This window comes from Nocardioides sp. FY1077, from assembly GCF_058681775.1.
Genome location: NZ_JBZWDB010000001.1, coordinates 58,923 through 76,631 on the forward strand (window position 1 = coordinate 58,923; position 17,709 = coordinate 76,631).

The following is a 17,709-nucleotide window of genomic DNA, read 5'->3' on the forward strand; positions in this document are numbered from 1 at the left end:
CCGACATTTGTTGAACCGTTTCAGGATCGTCCGGGTGTCGCGGGGCGGGGCGGTGGGCTAGCCGACGTGGTCGGGCGAGCGGGTGACGCCGCCGAGGCCGTTCTGCAGGCCCCAGGCCACCGCCTGCGGACGACGCGTGACGTCGATCTTGCGGTAGGCGCCGCGCACGTAGGTCTTCACGGAGTTGATGCTGAGGTAGAGGCGCTGGCCGATCTCGACGTTGGTGTGGCCCTCCACGATCAGCGCGAGGATCTCGGCCTCGCGCGGGGTCAGCGACAGCGCCGCGGTGGCGCTGTTGCCGGTGAGGGTCTCGTGCGGACGGCGGTCGGCCGGGCGGTGGGCCTGCCCGGGGCGGGCGGCGGCCTCCTGCAGCTCCTCGAGCCCCAGCACCAGGTCGGCGGCGCTGATCGCCTTCGACAGCCGCCCCGGCGACGCCGCGCCGGCGAGGTGTGGCGCCTGCTCGCGCCAGGTGAACACCACCGGGCGGGCGCGACCACCGGCCACCACGGCCCGCAGCCGCTCGTGGCTGTGGGGCGCCAGGTCGACGGGCTCGTAGAGCACCACGTCGACCGAGGCGGGGTCGCGCAGCGCGTCGGCGAGCTCGACGAAGCGCACGCGGTCGGCGTACGGCTCGAGCATGTGTCTGACGCCCGGCGCGACGACGGCGTAGTCGTCGACGAGGGTCGTGCGGATCGGTGGGGAGAGACTCACGACGCGAAGGTACTGCCTCTGCGGCCCCCCGCCTCGTCCGGGCTCGCCGGCCTCACCCGTCCGCATGAGGCCCTGCCCGCCCCCTCCCGACGCCCGGTCAGCGCCCGGTCAGCACCCGGTCAGCACCCGGTCAGCGGGCCAGCGCCTCGCCGAGCCCGGTGCCGGAGAGCCAGGCGCCCTCCACCTTCGACTGCTCCCCCCACCCGTCGCCGCACACGCCGACTCCGAGCGGGTGGAGCAGGTACGGCGCGGCCCGCTCGCCGGTCGGCTTGGCCAGCGACCACCGGTGCACGAACGACTCCACCGGCGGCGCCAGGTCGAGCAGCCGGCACAGCGCCGCGGTGAGCCGGGGCCCGGCGGCCGCGGGGTCGTCGAGGTGGCGGGCGGCCAGGTCGGCGGTGGAGTGGGCCACCAGCACGGGCGCGTCGTCGCCGCGCCGGCGGCCGTCGTCGGCGATCCACGCGACGTCGTCGTCGCCGTTGACGAAGGCGCCGTCGCGGAACGGTCCGTCGTCCCAGGCCCGGTCGTCCCAGCGCGCGACCAGCGCCAGCACCGGCTCGGAACGGCGGTCGAGCAGCGGGGCCACGTCGTCGAGACCGTCGCCGAGCAGGCGCGCGGCCTGGGCGTCGGGCATCGCCAGCACCACCGCGCCCGCGCGGAGCACCCCGGCGTCACCGCCGGCCTCCGCATCGGCCTCGAGGTGCACCACGAGGTCGTCGCCGGTGCGATCGACGCGGGCCACGCTCGCGCGGCGCACGTCGAGGCCGCCGGCGAGGTCCTCGACGAGCGAGCGCAGGCCGCCGGGGGCACCCCACCGCACGGGTCCCTGCTTGTCGGTCGGCTGCTGCCCCGGCTCGAGCACGGTGAACGTGTCGGTCCAGGGCCGGGCCAGCCCGGCGGCCCGCCAGGCCTCCACCACCTCGACGAAGCGGGGGTCGGCGGCGGTGAGGTAGGAGGCGCCGGTGTCGACCGGGCGGCCGGCGAACCGGCGGCTGGCCATCCGGCCCCCGAGGCGTCGGCCGCGGTCGAGGACGACGACGTCGCGCCCGCCGGCCACCAGCGCCCGGGCGCAGGCGATGCCGGAGATGCCGCCGCCGACGACCACCACGGGCAGGACGGCGCCGTCGGGCGCGCGGGGGGTGTCGTCGGTGCGCATCCCGTCACCCTGCCGCGCAGCGCCCGCCGGCGCCCTCACCCCGCAGGACCGAGGTGGCCGGGGTCAGCCCCAGCCGCCGAGGTACGCCTCGAGCGTGGTCGACCCCGCCACCGGCCGCAGCCCGGGGTGCTCCTCCACGGCGTCGGCGAACAGCGCCGCGACCTCCGGCGCCGCCAGGCCGGCCGCCGCCCAGCGGGCCCGACGCCGGGTGGCCCGCAGCGCCGCCAGCCGGGCGAGCGGCGCGCCGTGCGGCGACGCCACGGTGAGCGACCCCGGGGCGTCGACCGGGCGCAGGCGCTCGAGCAGGGCGTGCCACGCCGGCGGGTCGCCGCGCAGGGGGGTGTGCAGCACGAGGTGATGGTCGGCCTCGCGCAGGTCGACGGGCCCGGTCACCACCCGGGGGTCGGCGGCCAGCAGCGCCCCCACCGGCTCCGACACGTGCACCCGGGCGGACGGCCAGGCCTGCAGCACGCTGTCGACGCAGACGACGTCAGCGGCCGTGGCGGCAGCAGCGGCGGTGGCAGCGGCAGGGGCGGGCGCCCCGCCGGCCCCGCGCAGCTCGACCACCGGACCCACCGGTCCCAGGGCCAGCCCGGTGGTGGTGGCGCCCGGTGCGCCGACCCGCCGCGCCACCGCGAGCGTCTCGGCGAGCGCGGCGGCGGGCTCGACCTCGCGCCCGGCGCGGTCGGGCCCGTCGTGCCAGGCGACCGCCCGCGGCTCGTGGGCGAGCAGCGCGCCGTGGCGCCAGGCGCGGTGGGCCCACTCCCAGTCCTCGCCGCCGTAGCCGACGAAGGTGTCGTCGAAGCCGCCGAGGCCCGTGAACAGCCAACGGCTGCACGCCAGCACCGCCGAGATGACGAAGCGGTAGGAGCGGTCGTCGGCGTGCAGCAGGTCGGCGGAGCCGGCGTACCCCTCGGCGAGCCACGCCGGGTCGTCGAGGGCGGCGGCCGGGCCGGCGACCTCCACCGGGTCGTGCGGTGCGGCCGCTGACAGGTCGGCGTGGCGGCGCCGGCCCACCACCACCGCCTCCGGACAGGCGGCCGGCAGCGCGGCCAGCGCGGCCACGAAGCCCGGCTCGGGCGTGGTGTCGGCGTCGAGGAACACCAGCACGTCGCCGCTGGTGGCGGCGGCGCCCAGGTTCCGCGCGGCCGCCGCGCGGAACCCGCGGTCGTCCTGGCGCACCAGGCCGACACCGTCCGGCACCACCGGCGCGGTGGCCGAGCCGTCGTCGGCCACCACCACCTCGAGGTCGCCGTGGGTCTGGCGACCCAGGGCATGCAGGGTGCGGGCGAGCTCGCGCGGCTGCTCGTAGTGGGTGACCACCACGCTGACGCGCGGCAGTCGGGTGGGTGGCGCCGCGAGGTCCCAGCGGTTGCCGGGCACGGTGGCGCCGTACGGCGCTCGCGCCAGGCCGGGCCGGTCGAGCAGCGGGCTGCTCACGGGTAGGGCTCGTGCACCGGCTGCGGGGGGTGCGGCAGGGCGCGGTGCACCACGGCCCACCAGGCCGCGTAGCCCCGGGCGGTGTCGTCGAGCCCGGGCCGCACGACGGCGTCGCCGAGGCGGGTGGAGGAGGGGTCGTTGATCGCCTCGGCGAGCGCCGCGACCAGCCCGGCGTCGTCGTGGAGCCGGTAGGCGTCGGGGCGCAGGGCGGCCATCTCGCGGGGGTAGGGCCCGTCGAGCACCAGCGGACGTCGTCCGGCGCCCAGCCACGCGTTCATCGACGCCGACGCGGAGGTGTGCCGGTGGCCGGCGACGGGCACCCCCACGGTGCGCATCGCCGCGGCGAGGTCGTCGTCGTCGAGGAACCCGGTCACCGTCAGCGGCACCCCGGCGTCGTCGGCGCGGCGGCGCAGCTCGTCGAGCAGGTCGGCGTGGCCGGCCACGGGCGCGCCGAGGAACACCACCTCGACGTCGCGCCCGCCTCGGCGCAGCTCGGCGGCGGCGCGCACCAGCTCGCGGTGGCCCTTGTCGGGGTAGACGAAGCCCAGCGCGGCCAGGCTGGTGGGGCCGGCCGGGTCGCTCACCGCAGCGGTGGGGGCAGCGGACGCCTCGGGCGGCAGCGGTGTCACCGGCAGGTGCAGCACGGCGCCGGAGCGCACCGGCGGCCCCGGCACCCGGTCGAGCAGCAGCGCCACCAGGTCGGCCTCGTGGTGGCTGTTGACCGCCCAGGCCCGGCACGCCCGCAGCACCGCGGCGTACGCCCGGTCGCGCCGCTCGCCCGCCCACGGCTGCGGGACGTCGTGCAGCGTCAGCGTGGTCGGCACCCGCTCGCACAGCGCGACCACCCGCGCCGCGGAGCCGGCGGGGTCGTCGCCGTAGAGCCGGTCGGTGAAGTGCACGTGCACCGGCCCCGCGTCGACGTCCTCGGGGGCGGCCGCCAGCAGCGGGGCGCCGAGGTGGCGTGCGACGTCGCCGGCGTAGAGCGTGACGCCGTGCTGGGCGAGGTCGGGCACGACGTGGGTGGGCAGCGCGCCCGCCGTCACGGCGTCAGTCCCAGCAGCTCGAGGTCCTCGCCGTGGCGGGCCACCGTCTCGCGGACCATCGCGGGGTTCTCGGCGTACCAGGCGAGGTGGGCCGCGTGCACCTCCGACTCCGCGACGACCTCGCCCGCGACGACCCAGTGGGTCGTGGGCGGCGTCGCGGGGTCGCGCACCTGGCCCACCACGGGGTGGCGCGGGGCGTGCACGTGGTCGAGCAGCGGCCGGCCGAGGTCGACCTCGGCGGCCACCAGCCCGAGGGCCTGCCGCACCCGGGCGGCCACGCCCGCGAGCACGCGCGGACCGGGGTGGTTGATCGTGCGCATGTCGTCGAAGGCCGGGGTGGCGACCAGGTCGGCCACCGCCACGGAGTCGTGGAGCCGCTGGCGACGCTCGAGCTCGCTGACCGAGGCGGCGCCGATGGTGCGCACGGCGTGGGGGGTCAGCTCGGGCAGCGCGGCGACCTCGGAGGCGTCCGTGCGGCCGCGGGCGGCCAGGGCGACGATGCGCAGGTCCTGGTAGGCCACCACCGGCGGCACCAGCCCGTCGAGCCCCGGCGGGTGGACCACCACGTGGTAGGGGTGCAGCCCGGCGTAGCGCACGCTCGGCACCCGCACGACGCGGACGCCGGACGCCGCGCGGGCGGCCACCTCCTCGCTGCCCAGCGGCAGGCCGCGGTAGCCGTCCTGCACCGGCTGGGTGACCAGCAGCTCGGTGCGGGCCAGCAGCCGGTCGAGGTGGGGCAGGTCGGCCGCGGTGAGCTCGTGCACCGGCGGCACCCGCACCCCGGTGAGGTCGCCGGCGCCGAGCAGCAGGCGCACCGACTCGGCCTGGCAGTTGCCCATCACCACCAGCACCGGACGGCCTCGCGGCAGCGGCTCGAGGCCGTAGAACGTGGCGTAGTGCCGACGGCGGGCGAGGTCGACGACCGTGGCGGTCATGATGTTCGCCTCCTCCGGCCGGTCGCCGCGGCACCGCGCCGCGGGCCGGGGGGGTGCCGGCACGACCAGTGCAGCAGGTCGCGCGCGTCCGGCGGCTCACCCGGGACGGTCGTTCCGGGGACCGGACCGGGCGTCAGGCCCCGGGCACGATCCGGATGTCGCGCACGGCGCCGTCGCCGAGGGCGACCAGCGCGGCCTGGTACTCCTCGGAGTCGTGGGCGGCCACGGCAGCGGCCACCGACGGGAACTCGATGAGCACCGAGCGCTCGGCGCGGCCGGCCTCCCAGGTGGCCTCGGGCAGGCCGCGGGCGAGGAAGCGGCCGCCGGCCGCCGTCAGGGCGGGGCCGGCGAGCTCGGCGTACGCCTGGAGCTTGTCGGTGTCGGTGACCTCGAGGTACGTGCTGATCCAGTAGGCGGGCATGACGCCATGCTGCCCCACACCGACCGCGCTCGCCCCACCGGAGCGGCCACCCGTGGGGGTGTGGGGTGCCCGTCGGGCCCGGCGTGGGATGGACCGACCCGGGCGGGCGCGCCGCCCTCGAGACGAGGAGCAGCCGTGGCCCAGGTCGCCGACGAGGTCAACGAGGTGTGGGACGACTGGAGCGAGGCGGTCACGATGACCGCCGCCCAGCTCGAGGACTGGCTGGAGACCGACGAGTCGAAGGCGGTGGGCCAGGGCGACGGCGAGTCCACGGGCCACCGCTCCGGACGGCGGATCGTGGAGACTTCCGGGCGGACAAGTCCGACCTCACCGCCGACGACGCCGACCACATGCGCAAGGTCGTCGGCTACGTGCACCGCCACCTCGCCCAGCGGCCGGACGGCGACGTCACCGACACCCGGTGGCGCTACTCGCTGATGAACTGGGGCCACGACCCGGTCGGCTGACCCTGCCGCGGCCCTCCCCCGTCACCCTGCCCCGCGACGCCCTGGGTGGGCCGGGCAGGCTGGACGGCACAGGTGGGGCCGCCGGGCCCGGCCGTGGTCACCCAGGAGAGCCCGTGCGCACCGAGTTCGACCCCAGCACGCCCGAGACCGACGCCTACTCGCTGCTGTCGTCGCTGGTCGTGCCCCGTCCCATCGCGTGGGTGGCGACGAGGTCGGCCGACGGGGTCGGCAACCTCGCGCCGCACTCGTTCTTCACCGTGGTCTGCGCCGACCCGCCGGTGGTGGCCTTCGCCTCCATCGGCGACAAGGACACGCTGCGCAACGCCGTCGCCACCGGCGAGTTCACCGTCAGCGTCGCGACGCTGCCGCAGCTCGACCAGGTCAACCACAGCTCGGCGCGCTTCGGACCCGACCAGGACGAGGCCGCCGAGCTCGGCATCGAGATGCGCCCGAGCACCGTCGTGGCGCCGGCCTCGGTGGCCGGCTCCCCCGGCACCATGGAGTGCCGGCTGCACTCCACGGTCGACCTCGGCACCTCCACCCTGGTGCTCGGCGAGGTCGTGTGGATCAGCGTCGACGACGACGTGCTGGTCGACGGGCTGCCGTCGTACGAGCGCATGGCGCCGGTCTCCCGGCTGGGCGGCGCCGGCTGGGGCCTGCCCGGGCCCGTGCGCGACGTGACGCGCCCCGGCGACCCCGGCGAGATCACCCGCCCGGCGCGCTGACCCCCAGGTCGCTGGCCGGGTCACCAGCCGGGTCGCCCGCGTCGGCGCCGCTCATCCGGGCCTGGTGCTCGGCGACCACCGACGCGGCGACGTCGCGCAGCTTGGTCTCCGAGCTGGCCGACATGCGGGTGAGGTAGGCGAACGCGGTGCCCTCGTCGATCGCGAGGCGCTGCATGAGGATGCCGAGCGCCACCCCGATGACCTTGCGGCTGGTCAGGGCGTTGCTGAGGTTGCCGATCCGCTCGGCGTGCCCCAGCGCGAGGGCGGCGTGGGAGGCGAAGAGCTCGCCCAGCTGCTCGGCCTCGCCCGACAACGTGTCGCGGGTGAAGGAGTACAGGTTGAGGGCGCCGAAGGTGCGGGCGTCGGAGTGCAGGCGCACGCCGAGCTGCGAGCGCAGGCCCAGCTCGACCGCGCACGGGATGAACCGGGGCCACCGCTGCTCGTGGCGGGCGTGCTCCACCCGCACCATGTCGGCGGTCTCCAGCGCCTGGAGGCAGGGGCCCTCGCCGAAGGCGTGCTGCAGCCGGTCGAGCTCGACCACGACGGGGTGGGTGCTGGCGCGGGTCTCGAGGCGACCCCCGCGGTGGGCGACGCTGATGCCGACGTGGTCGATGCCGGGGATCGACTCGCAGGCGACGGACACCATGGTGGCGAGGGTCGCGTCGAGGTCCTGAGGCTGCCTGAGGTCGGCCGAGGCCTGGGCCAGGGCCGAGGCGATGTCCATGGGTCCGAGCATGCTGGTCCGTCCGAGCTGGCCGCCGCGCCACGAGGGCATGGCGGGGCCGGGACGAGGTCGCTGTTGGGCCTCGTAGAAGTCGCCAGACCCTAGCAGTGACCGCAGCGCGCGCCGACGTCCAGGCGAGCCCTCAGACCGTCGAGCCGACGCACCCGTGCTCGACGCCCCACAGCACCGCCTGCGACCGGCTCGTCACGCCCATCTTGAGGTAGGCGGAGCGGATGTAGGTCTTGATGGAGTTGATGCTGAGGTAGAGCGACTGCGCGATCTCGTCGTTCGACAGGCCCTGGCAGATCAGCCCCACGATCTCGAACTCGCGGTTGGACAGCCCGGCGGGCGCCCCGGCGACCACGGCCGCGCCGAACGGCTCCGGCCCACCGACCGCCGCGGGGGTGTGCACGGCGCTCTCGAGAACCTCCACCAGCTCGTCGGCCTCGACGGTGATGGCCAGCACGTGCATGGCGCCCAGCGACTTGGCGCGACGCACGCTCCACGGCCGGGTGTCAGCGGTCAGCGCGACCAGGGGAAGGCCGGTGACCGGGACGGCGGAGCGGGCGGCGAGGGCCGACGGCTCGAAGACCGACACGTCGGCCGGACCGCTGCCGCGGGTCTGCAGGACCACCCGGTTGCGGTGCGGCTGGAGCATGGCCTCGAGGCCGTGCCGCATGATCGGCGGGAGGGCCAGCACGGAGGTGCGGACGGGACTGGGCTGAGACTCTGTCGCGTGGGAAGCCATGACGGTGCTCCGTTGCCGTGACAGCCGGTGAGTCGTTGTTGGACCCGCGCCGTCAGGACCAGGATAGCGGCACCACCCACCGCAGCGCCAGCGCACGCTGACGACCCCGTCCGGGCTCCCCCGGCGTGACGAGCCTACGACTTCCCGGGCGAGCCCGCCGAGCCCCGCTCCGCGACGTAGGCCAGCCGGCGCAGCGTCTCGGTGTTGCGCCACCGCAGCTGGACGTCGCGCAGCGGCTTCGGCACCAGCCGGCCGGGGCCGGCGACGGCGTCCTCCAGGATGGTGACCAGCGTGCCCTCCGGAGCCTCCTCGAGGCGGATGTCGACGTCGGCCTCGCCCGCGGGCCAGCCCCGGGCGCGCAGCAGCAGCCGGCGTCCGGGCTCGCAGACCCGTACGGCGGTCTCGTCGTCGATGAGCAGCGGCCAGGTGCCGACGGAGTGGTGCAGCCGGGCGCCCTCGGCGGGCCACGCGGCGTCGACGTCACGCATGCGGGAGGCGCCCACGACCCACAGCGGGTAGAGCCACCCGTCGGCCAGCACCTCCCACACCCGCTCGGGCGGCACGGCGAGCACCCGGCTCTGCTCGCTCATCGGTGGCCGCCCTGCGCGCGGCGTGGGGTGGGGCTGGTCGATCGGGTCACGGCTGGTCCTCGGGGTCGTCGTGCGGGTCGGGCGGGGTGCCGGTCAGGACGTCGGTCAGGGTGTGAACACGACCTTGACCATGCCCTGCTCCTTGGCCCGGAACGAGGCGTAGGCCTCGGGGGCGTCGGACAGGGGCAGCCGGTGCGTGGCGAAGCCCTCGGTGCCGAGGGGGTCGCTCGCGTCGGTCACCAGGGGCAGCAGGTCGTCGGTCCAGCGGCGCACGTTGGCCTGGCCCATCCGCAGCTGCACCTGCTTGTCGAAGAGCTGCAGCATCGGCATCGGGTCGGCGGCACCGCCGTACACGCCGGACACCGACACGGTGCCGCCGCGTCGTACGGCGTCGATGGCGGTGTGCAGCGCGTCGAGGCGGTCGAAGCCGGCCGACTTCATCAGCGGGCGCGCCACCACGTCGGGCAGCAGGCCGACGGCCTTGATCATCTTCTCCGCGACCGGGTTGCCGTGGGCCTCCATGCCCACCGCGTCGATCACGGCGTCGGGCCCGCGGCCGGCGGTGCGCGAGCGCACCTCCTCGCCCACGTTGTCGACCTCGTCGATGTCGATGGTCTCGGCACCGCGGGCGCGCACGCGGGCCAGCCGCTCCGGCACGCGGTCGGCGACGATCACGCGGTGACCCTCGAGCAGGGCCATCCGGGCGGCCATGTCGCCGATCGGCCCGGCGCCCATCACGAGCAGCACGCCGTCGGGCGGCAGGTCGGCGTACCGCACGGCCTGCCAGGCGGTGGGGAGCACGTCGGAGAGGTAGAGGAACCGGTCGTCGGAGGGCCCGTCGGGCACCTTGACCGGGTTCTTGTCGGCGAACTGCACCCGCAGGTACTCCGCCTGGCCGCCGGGCACCTGGCCGTACATCTTGCTGTAGCCCAGCAGGCTGGCGCCGGTGCCGTACTCGTGGTTCTGGGTGGTCTCGCACTGGCTCTGCAGGCCCTGCGAGCAGGTCCAGCAGGTGCCGCAGCTGACGTTGAAGGGGACGACGACGCGGTCGCCGACGCGCAGGTCGCGCACGCCCGGGCCGACCTCCTCGACGATGCCCATGGGCTCGTGACCCACGACGTCGCCGGGGGTCATGAACGGCGCCAGCGGCTCGTAGAGGTGGAGGTCGGAACCGCAGAGGCCGGTGCTGGTGACCTTGATGATCGCGTCGGTCGGGTCGACGATCTGCGGGTCGGGCACCTCCTCGACGCGCATGTCACGCACGCCCTGCCACGTCACGGCCCTCATCGGTGGTCCTGGCGCGTGCTCGGTCGGGTGGTCCGGGTCATCTGCTGGCCTCCGGTCGATGGGGTGCGAACAGCCGACCGGTGCCCTCGGTCGCCGACGGCATGCAGGGCCGAGGGCTCGTGGGTGCCCCCGGGCAAAGGGGGTACGCACGCGCGCGCGACGCGCGGCTTCACCCCGCCGTGCTGACCCAGTGGGGTGAGTTGGGGCCAATGCACCCCTGCGGGTGGCCATGGGCACGCCGAGGCGTGGCTAGCGTCCGAGACACCGCTTGATGAACCGCTGCTGGAACCACCGGCGAACCGCTCACTTCGGGAAGACGCTGATGATGTCCGAGACCGACATGACCTACACCTCTAGCAACGACCGCACCCTCCGGGTGCCCCGCGACGTCCGCTCGCGCCGTACCGGTGAGCTCCTCGAGCGCGCCCACTCCTGTGACGAGCAGGAGCGCCGCCGCCTCCTCGACGAGGTCATCCTGCTCAACCGCGGCGTGGCCGAGGCCGTCGCCGCCCGCTACCGCGGACGCGGCGTCTCGCAGGACGACCTGGTGCAGGTGGCCTACGAGGGCCTGACCAAGGCCGTGCAGCGCTTCGACCACGAGGCCCGCCACGACCTGCTCAGCTTCGCCGTGCCGACCATCCGCGGCGAGATCCTGCGCCACTTCCGCGACCACGGCTGGACCGTGCGGCCGCCGCGTCGGGTGCAGGAGCTGCAGCGCCACATCAACCGCAGCACCGAGGAGCTCGAGCACCGTCTCGGCCGCGCGCCCACCGACGCCGAGGTCATCGCCGAGTGCGAGGTCACCGAGGAGGAGTACCGCGAGGCCATCGAGGCCTTCGGCTGCTTCCAGCCGACCTCGCTCGACCAGCCGGTCGGTGAGTCGTCGGGCCTGCGCCTGGGCGACCTCATCCCCGGCGACACCGACGAGCACAGCGCCGTCGAGGCGCGCACCGCGCTCGCCCCGGTCGTGCAGCGCCTCAGCCCCCGCGACCGGCGCATCCTGCAGCTGCGGTTCTTCGACGACCTCACCCAGCGCGAGATCGGCGAGGAGTTCGGCTTCACGCAGATGTACGTCTCGCGCCTGATCACCCGGATCCTGCGCGACCTGCGTGCCGAGCTCGAGGAGCCCTCCTCGACCCCGGCCCGCACCGCGGTGGCCGACACCCGCACCGCTGCCCGCGTCCGACAGGCCCGCACCGCCGCCCCCGCCGGCTCGGTCGAGCGCAAGGTCGCCTGACACACCCCCGTCGTCCCACCCTCCGCCGGGCTCCTTGCCTGGCGGGCGGTGGGACGTCGTCGTCTGCCCTGGCGGGCTTGGGTGGTCGAGTGCCGAGGAGCCCTTCGAGACGCTCGCTGCGCTCGCTCCTCAGGAACCACGCCAGCGACGAGGTGGATCGAGACCACGGAACCATCCGCCGGGACTCGACCAGGGCAGGTCCCAGCGCTGGCGGCGGGGGTTTCGACACGGGCGCTAGCGTGCCCTGCTCAACCGACGGGCTGACTTCGGTGGTCGAGTGCCGAGGAGCCCTTCGAGACGCTCGCTGCGCTCGCTCCTCAGGAACCACGCCAGTGACGAGGTGTATCGAGACCACGGAACCCTCCGCTGGGACGCGCCCAGGGCGGGTCCCAGCGCCGGCGTCGGCGGTTTCGACACGGGCGCTGCGCGCCCTGCTCAACCAACGAACGGGCCGGCGCTAGCGCGCCCTGCTCAACCAACGAAGGGGACCGGGCCGGACGGGCGCCCTCTCGGTGGTCGAGTGCCGAGGAGCGCCAGCGACGAGGTGTATCGAGGCCGCCGCAAGCAACCGTGCGCCGGGACTGGCGCAGGGCACGTTCCAGCGCATGCTGCGGGGGTTTCGACACGGGCGCTAGCGCGCCCTGCTCAACCAACGAAGGGGACCGGGCCGGACGGGCGCCCTCTCGGTGGTCGAGTGCCGAGGAGCGCCAGCGACGAGGTGTATCGAGACCACGAAACCGTCCCCTGGGACGCGACCCAGAGCAAGTACCAGCGCGGGCTGCGGGGGTTTCGACACGGGCGCTGGCGCGCCCTGCTCAACCAACGAAGGGGCCGGGCGCTGCGCGCCCTGCTCAACCAGCGAAACGGGAGACGGGCGTCGCTCAGGTGACGTGGGTGGTGCCGGTCGGGTCGACGGCGTACCGGTGCCCGTGAGGACTCGTCCATTCATACGTCGACGCGGCGGTGCGGGTGTAGGTCCAGCCGTCGTGGGTCTTGGCCCGGTGGTGGCGCCTGCAGAGGCAGGCGAGGTTGTCCGTCGATGTCTGGCCTGGCGGGCCGCCGTCGGACAGTGCCCGATAGGGAGTGATGTGGTCGACGTCTGCCGACCGGGCTGGGCGGGTGCAGTGGGGGAAGCGGCAGGTGCCGTCACGCTGCACCACCTGCTCACGCAACCGGTCGGGGACCTCGTACGAGTCGGTGTGCAGCTGCTCCGCGAGGTCGAGGACCGGGCGGACGGTCACCGCGGTGCTAGTAGCGGCGCACCAGGTCTTGACCTGGTCGGCGGTGACGAACGAGCGGGTCCTCTCGACCCGGGCCAGGTGCAGGTCGTTGGGCTCGTCGTTGTGGAGTGCCGCCTCGCTGAGATGGACGTGCAGCACCACCTGCCGGGCCGGCCGCCGCCGCCGCCGCTGCGGCGAACGGTCTGCTTCGGTGTCGTCACGGGTCAGATCGAGAGCCGTCTGGGCACGGGCGATCTCCCCGACCGCCATCGCCCGACGAGCGTCGAGGGACTCGGCGCACCCCAGGTCGGCCAGCTGCGCCGCACAGTGCGCCACGGCGGCGTCCAGGTCGAGCGCGTCGGCGAGGTCGAGGTCGCCCTGCACGTGCATGGTGCCGAACACCGACACCTGGGAGGTGTCGACGTCGAAGCACCGGTCGTCGGCCGCTCTCGCGGCTCGGACCCGCGCCTGGTCGGGGTCGTGACGGACGACGGCCTCTTCGACCAGCCGGTCGAGCGCCCGGTAGCCGATCTTCGACGCCACCGGCGCCACGTGACGGTCCACGAACGCCGCAGCATCAGGAGACAGCGCCAGCGTCTGCTCCGCGACCTTGCGGGCGCGCCACACCGCCACGTCGCCCGCGGTCACCCGAGACCACAGCCGCGGCAGGCGGCGCGCGATCTCCAAGGCGTGACCGACGTACCGCATCCCGGCGTCGCTGCTCATCCCCAGCGCAGCAGCAAGTTCGACGACGGCGAACTCCGAGACCAGCGGCGCGCCGTCTCCGGCGACCGCCAGCCGACGGTCGGTGCCCGGCACGGTCGCTGCGTCCTCGAGGACGTCGTCGTACGGCTGCAGCTCGTTGGCTGCGGCCCACTTCACCGTGGTCACCATCAGGGCCGTCTCCGCCGCGTCCGCGGCCCGGCGGTGGCCCAGCGCCTCGGTCAGGAGCGCGTCGGTCGACGCGTCCTGACGGCGGTGACGGAGGGGGCTGGGCATGCCCTCATTCTACTCGAACACGTGTTCGAGCGCAGTGGTTCTCCACCGGACGATCGCCCCGGTTCGGGGGTCTCGATACACCTCGTCGCTGGCGTGGTTCCTGAGGAGCGAGCGCAGCGAGCGTCTCGAAGGGCTCCTCGGCACTCGACCAACGAGGGGCGCGGGGTCTCGATTCACCTCCAACGAGCGAAGGGCGCGGGGGTCTCGACACACCTCGCCCGACGAGAGCAGGGGGCACGACCCCCAGGGGTGGTGCCGGGTGGGGGGTGGCGGGCGACGCTGGGGAGATGGACTCCCACCCGAAGCCCGGTCGCTACTCTGTCCCCGGCCTGCCCGCCGAGGAGGGCGTCGACCTCACCGACGCCGACGAGCGCCTCGACGAGGCACCCGAGGAGGCGGTCAACCGCCCCGAGCAGGCCGACCCCGCGGAGCGTCCCGAGAGCACCTGACCGACCGGCCCCGGGACGCAGCTCGGCCCCGGGGCGTGGCGTCCGTCGTACGACGTCGCCACGACCCCGGGGCCGATGGGTGCTGCGGTGACTCAGGCGCCGGCGTCGGAACGCACGGTCTGGGCGGAGTCGGCGCCCTCTTCCTTCACACGGGTGCCGGCCTCGGTCGCGGTCTGCTTGACCTGGCCCACGGCCTCGGTGGCGCTGCCCTTGAGCTGCTCACCCACCTCTGCGGCCGCCGACTTGGCGTCCTCGACGAGGGGCTGGGCCTGCTCCTTGGCGGTCTGCACGGCCTGGGTGGCCGCACGCGACTCCGCGCGGGTGGCGGGGAACGCGGCGGCGAGCACCATGCCGAGACCGAAGGCCGCGACACCGGCAGCCAGGGGCGCGCCCTGGAACTGCTGGCGGGCGGTGTCGGCCGCGTCGGCGGCGGTCTGCTGCGCGCTGTGCTGCGCGGAGCCGACGGAGTCGCCGAGCGAGCTCTTGCTGTCCTGGGCGCTGCCCATGACCTTCTCGCGCACGCCGAGCACCTTCTCGCGGGTGGCGGCCTTGCGGCGGTCGACGATCGCCGACGGGCTCACCTTGTCCTGCAGCTCGTCGAGGTGCGAGGTGAGGTTGCCGCGGGTCGCCGCGATGTTGGCGGCGAGCTCCTCGGCGGTGGGCTGACCACCGGTCGAACCGGTCGTCGTCCCGGGACCGGTCGTGCCGGTCGTCGTGGTCCTGGTGGTGCTCAGCTGGTCGGGTGCTTCGCCCATTGTGCGTCCTCCTTGAGGGTCTGCTGGGTCGTGGGGAGCGGCGGGGTCGCCTGCTTGAGGTTCTTGCGGCCGATCGAGGCGAGCACGGCGGCCACGATGCCCCACAACACGGCGACGATCAGAGCAGCGAGCTCGATCGGCATCACGTTGTCGAGCAGGAACATCAGCGCCAGCGACAGGAAGACCAGCAGCATGTGGCCGCCGATCCCTGCACCGGCGAGCATGCCGGCACCCTTGCCGGCCTTCTTCGCCTCGTCCTTGAGCTCGACCTTGGCCAGCTCGAGCTCCTGCTTCATCAGCAGGCTGAGGTCGTTGGTGACCTCTCCGACGATCTCGCCGAGGCTGCGCGTGTCGCGGCTGGCGTGGGTCTCGTACGTCTCGTGACCGACGCTCGTGGCGCCCGTGGAGACGTCACCGCCCGTCCCGAGCAGGGGGTCGCCGGCGCCGCCGTAGGGGCCGCCGGCCGTCACGGGGTGGACCCCGGGAGGCCGGAGCGCTCGCCGTAGCCGGCCGCGTCGGTGCCGAGACCGGCGTCCGACAGGGTCTCACGCTGCTGCGTGGCCGTGGTGGTGGTCGTCGTCGTCGTGGTCGGCGGGACGACGGGCGGCATGGCCGGCGGCGGCGTGGTCGGCGTGGCGTAGGTGCCCGCCATGCCGGTCGGCGGCACGTACGACGGGGCGCTGCCCGACGCGGAGCCGGTGCTGTCGGCGTCCTTGACCCCGCGGGCCACGCGGCCGGCGATGACGCCAGCGGCGAGGGCGCCGACGAGGAAGGCGGCGGGACGGCGACGAGCCAGCGAGCGCGCGTCGTCGAGCAGGTCGCCGGGCTCGCGGGTCTCCAGGAAGTCGGTGACCTTGCGGACCTGGGCGGTGATCTCGCGGGCCGCGTCGGCGGCCAGGCCGGAGCCGGAGCCCTCGCCGTTGACCATCTTCTCGAGGTCGTCGCCGAGCGAGGTGAGCGTGGTGGCCAGCTTGTCCTTCTGGACGCGCGACTGGTCACCGACCTGGCTGGTGACCTGGGTGCGGGCCTCTCCGACGAGGGAGCGCACCTGGGTGCTGGCCTCGCCGGCGACGCGCTGGGCCTCGCCCTGGGCGACGCCCGCGACGTGGCGGCCCTCGTCGGCCGCAGTCGAGGCGGCCGCCTTGGCCTTGTCGGAGCCGGTCGGCTCTCCGCCGGAGCCGTAGCCCGGGGTGCCCGTCGCCGGGGTCGGGGTGCTCGCAAAGGGAGTGTCTGTCATGGATCCTCCTCGTAGGTGGGACCCCCAGTACCCACCCGACACACGCGTCCTCTCACCTGAGCAGGTGAGTTGTGGCGGTGTCGGTGCTGGTGCAGCGCGTGGGCGTCGGGGTCCGGTGGGTGGGTCAGCTGCTCGCGCTCTCGCCCGGCGCGGGGTCCGGGTCGCTGGCGGGCTCGGCGTCGGCCGGGGCCGGCGTGCGGGGTGCCTCGTCGCCCAGCGGCGTGGGCGGCTCGGCGTCCTGGTCGGGCTCCTGCGGCGTCTGCGTCATCGGAGCCTCCTCAGACCGGTGCGGTGACCGGCTCGGCCGGCCCGGGCCCGTCCGGCGAGGTCGCCGGGGTGGGGTCGGGGTCGGGGGTGGAGATCGGGCCGGGGTCGCCGCTCGGCACGACCGTCGGGTCGGGCGAGGGCTCGAGCGGAGTCGTGGTCATGGGTCCCGGTACCCCGCTGCACGACGGGCATCCCGGGCACCACCCGGGCCAGCGGCGGGCCGGGCGCGAGCCGGGGGCGGGCCGGGGGACGGACCCTGCTGCGGGGGGTCGGTGGCCGGTGGCAGGCTGACGCCCATGACCACCGGTCCCTCCGCCCCGACCTGGCAGCCCGACGTCCTCGGCGACGGCTACGCCCAGCAGCCGCTCGAGCTGGGGCCCGACCCCGACGGCGAGGGCGACCTCACCGCGGTGCTGGTGCGCCGCGACGTGCGCACCGAGGAGCATGTCACCGGCGCGGTGCTCTACGTGCACGGCTTCTCCGACTACTTCTTCCAGACCGAGCTGGCCGACCACCTCGCCGCCAGGGGCCTGGCCTTCTACGGCATCGACCTGCACAAGTCGGGCCGCGCGCGGCGCGACGGGCAGACGCCGCACTACGCCTCCGACCTCGCGCACTACGACGCCGAGCTCGACGCCGCGCTCGCCGTCGTGGCCGCCGACCACCCCGGCCTGCCGGTGCACCTGCTGGCGCACTCCACCGGCGGCCTGATCGTGCCGCTGTGGCTCGACCGTCGCCGCCGGCGCGGTGCGGTGGCCCCGGTGGTCGGGCTGCTGCTCAACAGCCCGTGGTTCGACCTGCAGGGCAAGCCCGTGATGCGCGGCCCGGTGACCCAGGCGGTGCGGGCGCTGGCGAAGGTCACGCCCCTGCGCGAGCTGCAGCTGCCGAGCGGCGTCTACGGCCAGACGCTGCACACCACCGGCACCGGCGAGTGGGAGTTCGACACCGTCTGGAAGCCGCTGGAGGGCTTCCCGGTGACGATCGGCTGGCTGAACGCCGTGCGCCGCGGCCACGCCGCGCTCCACCGTGGGCTCGACGTGGGGGTGCCGGTGCTGGTGCTGCGCTCCGACAAGTCCCACTGGTCCTCGCGCTACACCGAGGCCAGCGACCGCGCCGACATCGTGCTCGACGTGCGCCAGATCGCGCGCTGGTCGGGCTGCCTCGGCACCGAGACCACGGTGGTGCCGGTCGCCGAGGCCCGCCACGACGTGTTCCTGTCGCTGCCCGAGCCGCGCCGCGCGGCGTACGACGCGATGGACCGCTGGCTCGCGCTGCACCACCCCGCCGAGGTGGGCTGA

Annotated in this window: 21 protein-coding genes and 1 pseudogene; 6 read left to right on the forward strand and 16 right to left on the reverse strand. The window is 75.0% G+C overall.

The features are described from left to right. Positions 1-57: 57 nt before the first annotated feature. The 6 genes from AC4OR8_RS00305 to AC4OR8_RS00330 all read right to left on the reverse strand — a co-directional run bounded on the left by AC4OR8_RS00305 (position 58) and on the right by AC4OR8_RS00330 (position 5,706). Entirely contained in the window at positions 58-711 is a 654-nt protein-coding gene (locus AC4OR8_RS00305; protein WP_492163574.1) for a helix-turn-helix transcriptional regulator, read from the reverse strand. 130 nt (positions 712-841) lie between these two features. Beyond that, a complete protein-coding gene (locus tag AC4OR8_RS00310) occupies positions 842-1,867 on the reverse strand; it encodes an NAD(P)/FAD-dependent oxidoreductase (protein ID WP_492163575.1) in 1,026 nt (341 codons plus the stop codon). 63 nt (positions 1,868-1,930) lie between these two features. Continuing rightward, positions 1,931-3,307, reverse strand: a complete 1,377-nt coding sequence (locus AC4OR8_RS00315; RefSeq protein ID WP_492163576.1) for a glycosyltransferase family 2 protein — start codon at positions 3,305-3,307, stop codon at positions 1,931-1,933. Next, entirely contained in the window at positions 3,304-4,350 is a 1,047-nt protein-coding gene (locus tag AC4OR8_RS00320) for a glycosyltransferase family protein (RefSeq protein ID WP_492163577.1), read from the reverse strand. The genes AC4OR8_RS00315 and AC4OR8_RS00320 overlap by 4 nt, the downstream gene beginning before the upstream one ends. Further along, positions 4,347-5,285: a WcbI family polysaccharide biosynthesis putative acetyltransferase gene (locus tag AC4OR8_RS00325; RefSeq protein ID WP_492163578.1), complete on the reverse strand. Its 939-nt coding sequence runs from the start codon at positions 5,283-5,285 to the stop codon at positions 4,347-4,349. Before AC4OR8_RS00325 ends, AC4OR8_RS00320 begins: the two co-directional genes overlap by 4 nt. Positions 5,286-5,418: 133 nt before the next feature. Continuing rightward, complete coding sequence (locus AC4OR8_RS00330) at positions 5,419-5,706, reverse strand: DUF1330 domain-containing protein (protein ID WP_492163579.1); 288 nt, start codon at positions 5,704-5,706, stop codon at positions 5,419-5,421. A gap of 195 nt (positions 5,707-5,901) precedes the next feature. Between AC4OR8_RS00330 and AC4OR8_RS00335 the strand changes: the two are divergent. The 3 genes and pseudogenes from AC4OR8_RS00335 to AC4OR8_RS00345 form a co-directional block, all read left to right on the forward strand. Beyond that, a pseudogene (locus tag AC4OR8_RS00335) lies at positions 5,902-5,952 on the forward strand (hypothetical protein); the annotation flags it as partial. Positions 5,953-6,056: 104 nt separating this feature from the next. After that, entirely contained in the window at positions 6,057-6,173 is a 117-nt protein-coding gene (locus AC4OR8_RS00340) for a DUF3140 domain-containing protein (protein WP_492163580.1), read from the forward strand. Positions 6,174-6,286: 113 nt separating this feature from the next. Continuing rightward, entirely contained in the window at positions 6,287-6,898 is a 612-nt protein-coding gene (locus AC4OR8_RS00345) for a flavin reductase family protein (RefSeq protein ID WP_492163581.1), read from the forward strand. On the opposite strand, the gene AC4OR8_RS00350 is transcribed toward AC4OR8_RS00345, so the two are convergent. The 4 genes from AC4OR8_RS00350 to AC4OR8_RS00365 all read right to left on the reverse strand — a co-directional run bounded on the left by AC4OR8_RS00350 (position 6,879) and on the right by AC4OR8_RS00365 (position 10,247). Next, on the reverse strand, positions 6,879-7,622 hold the full coding sequence (locus tag AC4OR8_RS00350; protein WP_492163582.1) for a GAF and ANTAR domain-containing protein: 744 nt from the start codon (positions 7,620-7,622) through the stop codon (positions 6,879-6,881). The genes AC4OR8_RS00345 and AC4OR8_RS00350 overlap by 20 nt on opposite strands. Positions 7,623-7,764: 142 nt before the next feature. Beyond that, entirely contained in the window at positions 7,765-8,322 is a 558-nt protein-coding gene (locus AC4OR8_RS00355) for a helix-turn-helix transcriptional regulator (RefSeq protein ID WP_492163583.1), read from the reverse strand. Positions 8,323-8,504: 182 nt separating this feature from the next. Continuing rightward, positions 8,505-8,960, reverse strand: coding sequence for an SRPBCC family protein (locus tag AC4OR8_RS00360; protein WP_492163584.1), 456 nt, complete (start codon positions 8,958-8,960; stop codon positions 8,505-8,507). A 105-nt stretch (positions 8,961-9,065) separates the two neighbouring features. Continuing rightward, entirely contained in the window at positions 9,066-10,247 is a 1,182-nt protein-coding gene (locus AC4OR8_RS00365) for a zinc-dependent alcohol dehydrogenase (protein WP_492163585.1), read from the reverse strand. Positions 10,248-10,569: 322 nt separating this feature from the next. On the opposite strand from AC4OR8_RS00365, the gene AC4OR8_RS00370 reads away from it, so the two are divergent. After that, the gene (locus tag AC4OR8_RS00370; protein WP_492163586.1) at positions 10,570-11,484 is read left to right on the forward strand and encodes a sigma-70 family RNA polymerase sigma factor; all 915 of its coding nucleotides are present in this window, start codon (positions 10,570-10,572) and stop codon (positions 11,482-11,484) included. Positions 11,485-12,365: 881 nt separating this feature from the next. On the opposite strand, the gene AC4OR8_RS00375 is transcribed toward AC4OR8_RS00370, so the two are convergent. After that, positions 12,366-13,703: an HNH endonuclease signature motif containing protein gene (locus AC4OR8_RS00375; RefSeq protein WP_492163587.1), complete on the reverse strand. Its 1,338-nt coding sequence runs from the start codon at positions 13,701-13,703 to the stop codon at positions 12,366-12,368. A 287-nt stretch (positions 13,704-13,990) separates the two neighbouring features. Between AC4OR8_RS00375 and AC4OR8_RS00380 the strand changes: the two genes are divergently transcribed. Next, entirely contained in the window at positions 13,991-14,152 is a 162-nt protein-coding gene (locus AC4OR8_RS00380) for a hypothetical protein (RefSeq protein ID WP_492163588.1), read from the forward strand. A 92-nt stretch (positions 14,153-14,244) separates the two neighbouring features. Here the strand turns inward: AC4OR8_RS00380 and AC4OR8_RS00385 are convergent, their stop codons facing one another. The 5 genes from AC4OR8_RS00385 to AC4OR8_RS00405 form a co-directional block, all read right to left on the reverse strand. Continuing rightward, entirely contained in the window at positions 14,245-14,907 is a 663-nt protein-coding gene (locus AC4OR8_RS00385; RefSeq protein ID WP_492163589.1) for a DUF3618 domain-containing protein, read from the reverse strand. Then, positions 14,883-15,377, reverse strand: coding sequence for a phage holin family protein (locus AC4OR8_RS00390; protein ID WP_492163590.1), 495 nt, complete (start codon positions 15,375-15,377; stop codon positions 14,883-14,885). The genes AC4OR8_RS00385 and AC4OR8_RS00390 overlap by 25 nt, the downstream gene beginning before the upstream one ends. After that, complete coding sequence (locus tag AC4OR8_RS00395) at positions 15,374-16,144, reverse strand: hypothetical protein (protein ID WP_492163591.1); 771 nt, start codon at positions 16,142-16,144, stop codon at positions 15,374-15,376. The genes AC4OR8_RS00390 and AC4OR8_RS00395 overlap by 4 nt, the downstream gene beginning before the upstream one ends. Before the next feature lie 124 nt (positions 16,145-16,268). Next, positions 16,269-16,412, reverse strand: a complete 144-nt coding sequence (locus tag AC4OR8_RS00400; RefSeq protein ID WP_492163592.1) for a hypothetical protein — start codon at positions 16,410-16,412, stop codon at positions 16,269-16,271. Between the two features lie 10 nt (positions 16,413-16,422). Continuing rightward, positions 16,423-16,572: a hypothetical protein gene (locus AC4OR8_RS00405; RefSeq protein ID WP_492163593.1), complete on the reverse strand. Its 150-nt coding sequence runs from the start codon at positions 16,570-16,572 to the stop codon at positions 16,423-16,425. 135 nt (positions 16,573-16,707) lie between these two features. Between AC4OR8_RS00405 and AC4OR8_RS00410 the strand changes: the two genes are divergently transcribed. Beyond that, complete coding sequence (locus tag AC4OR8_RS00410) at positions 16,708-17,709, forward strand: alpha/beta hydrolase (RefSeq protein WP_492163594.1); 1,002 nt, start codon at positions 16,708-16,710, stop codon at positions 17,707-17,709.

Bases quoted from the DNA above. Each gene is read 5' to 3' on its own strand.
- AC4OR8_RS00380 (WP_492163588.1), top strand. From the start codon at position 13,991: ATGGACTCCCACCCGAAGCCCGGTCGCTACTCTGTCCCCGGCCTGCCC.
- AC4OR8_RS00400 (WP_492163592.1), bottom strand. From the start codon at position 16,412: ATGACGCAGACGCCGCAGGAGCCCGACCAGGACGCCGAGCCGCCCACG.
- AC4OR8_RS00395 (WP_492163591.1), bottom strand. From the start codon at position 16,144: ATGACAGACACTCCCTTTGCGAGCACCCCGACCCCGGCGACGGGCACC.
- AC4OR8_RS00365 (WP_492163585.1), bottom strand. From the start codon at position 10,247: ATGAGGGCCGTGACGTGGCAGGGCGTGCGTGACATGCGCGTCGAGGAG.
- AC4OR8_RS00375 (WP_492163587.1), bottom strand. From the start codon at position 13,703: ATGCCCAGCCCCCTCCGTCACCGCCGTCAGGACGCGTCGACCGACGCG.
- AC4OR8_RS00370 (WP_492163586.1), top strand. From the start codon at position 10,570: ATGATGTCCGAGACCGACATGACCTACACCTCTAGCAACGACCGCACC.
- AC4OR8_RS00360 (WP_492163584.1), bottom strand. From the start codon at position 8,960: ATGAGCGAGCAGAGCCGGGTGCTCGCCGTGCCGCCCGAGCGGGTGTGG.
- AC4OR8_RS00325 (WP_492163578.1), bottom strand. From the start codon at position 5,285: ATGACCGCCACGGTCGTCGACCTCGCCCGCCGTCGGCACTACGCCACG.
- AC4OR8_RS00405 (WP_492163593.1), bottom strand. From the start codon at position 16,572: ATGACCACGACTCCGCTCGAGCCCTCGCCCGACCCGACGGTCGTGCCG.
- AC4OR8_RS00350 (WP_492163582.1), bottom strand. From the start codon at position 7,622: ATGGACATCGCCTCGGCCCTGGCCCAGGCCTCGGCCGACCTCAGGCAG.
- AC4OR8_RS00385 (WP_492163589.1), bottom strand. From the start codon at position 14,907: ATGGGCGAAGCACCCGACCAGCTGAGCACCACCAGGACCACGACGACC.
- AC4OR8_RS00340 (WP_492163580.1), top strand. From the start codon at position 6,057: ATGCGCAAGGTCGTCGGCTACGTGCACCGCCACCTCGCCCAGCGGCCG.
- AC4OR8_RS00310 (WP_492163575.1), bottom strand. From the start codon at position 1,867: ATGCGCACCGACGACACCCCCCGCGCGCCCGACGGCGCCGTCCTGCCC.
- AC4OR8_RS00410 (WP_492163594.1), top strand. From the start codon at position 16,708: ATGACCACCGGTCCCTCCGCCCCGACCTGGCAGCCCGACGTCCTCGGC.
- AC4OR8_RS00330 (WP_492163579.1), bottom strand. From the start codon at position 5,706: ATGCCCGCCTACTGGATCAGCACGTACCTCGAGGTCACCGACACCGAC.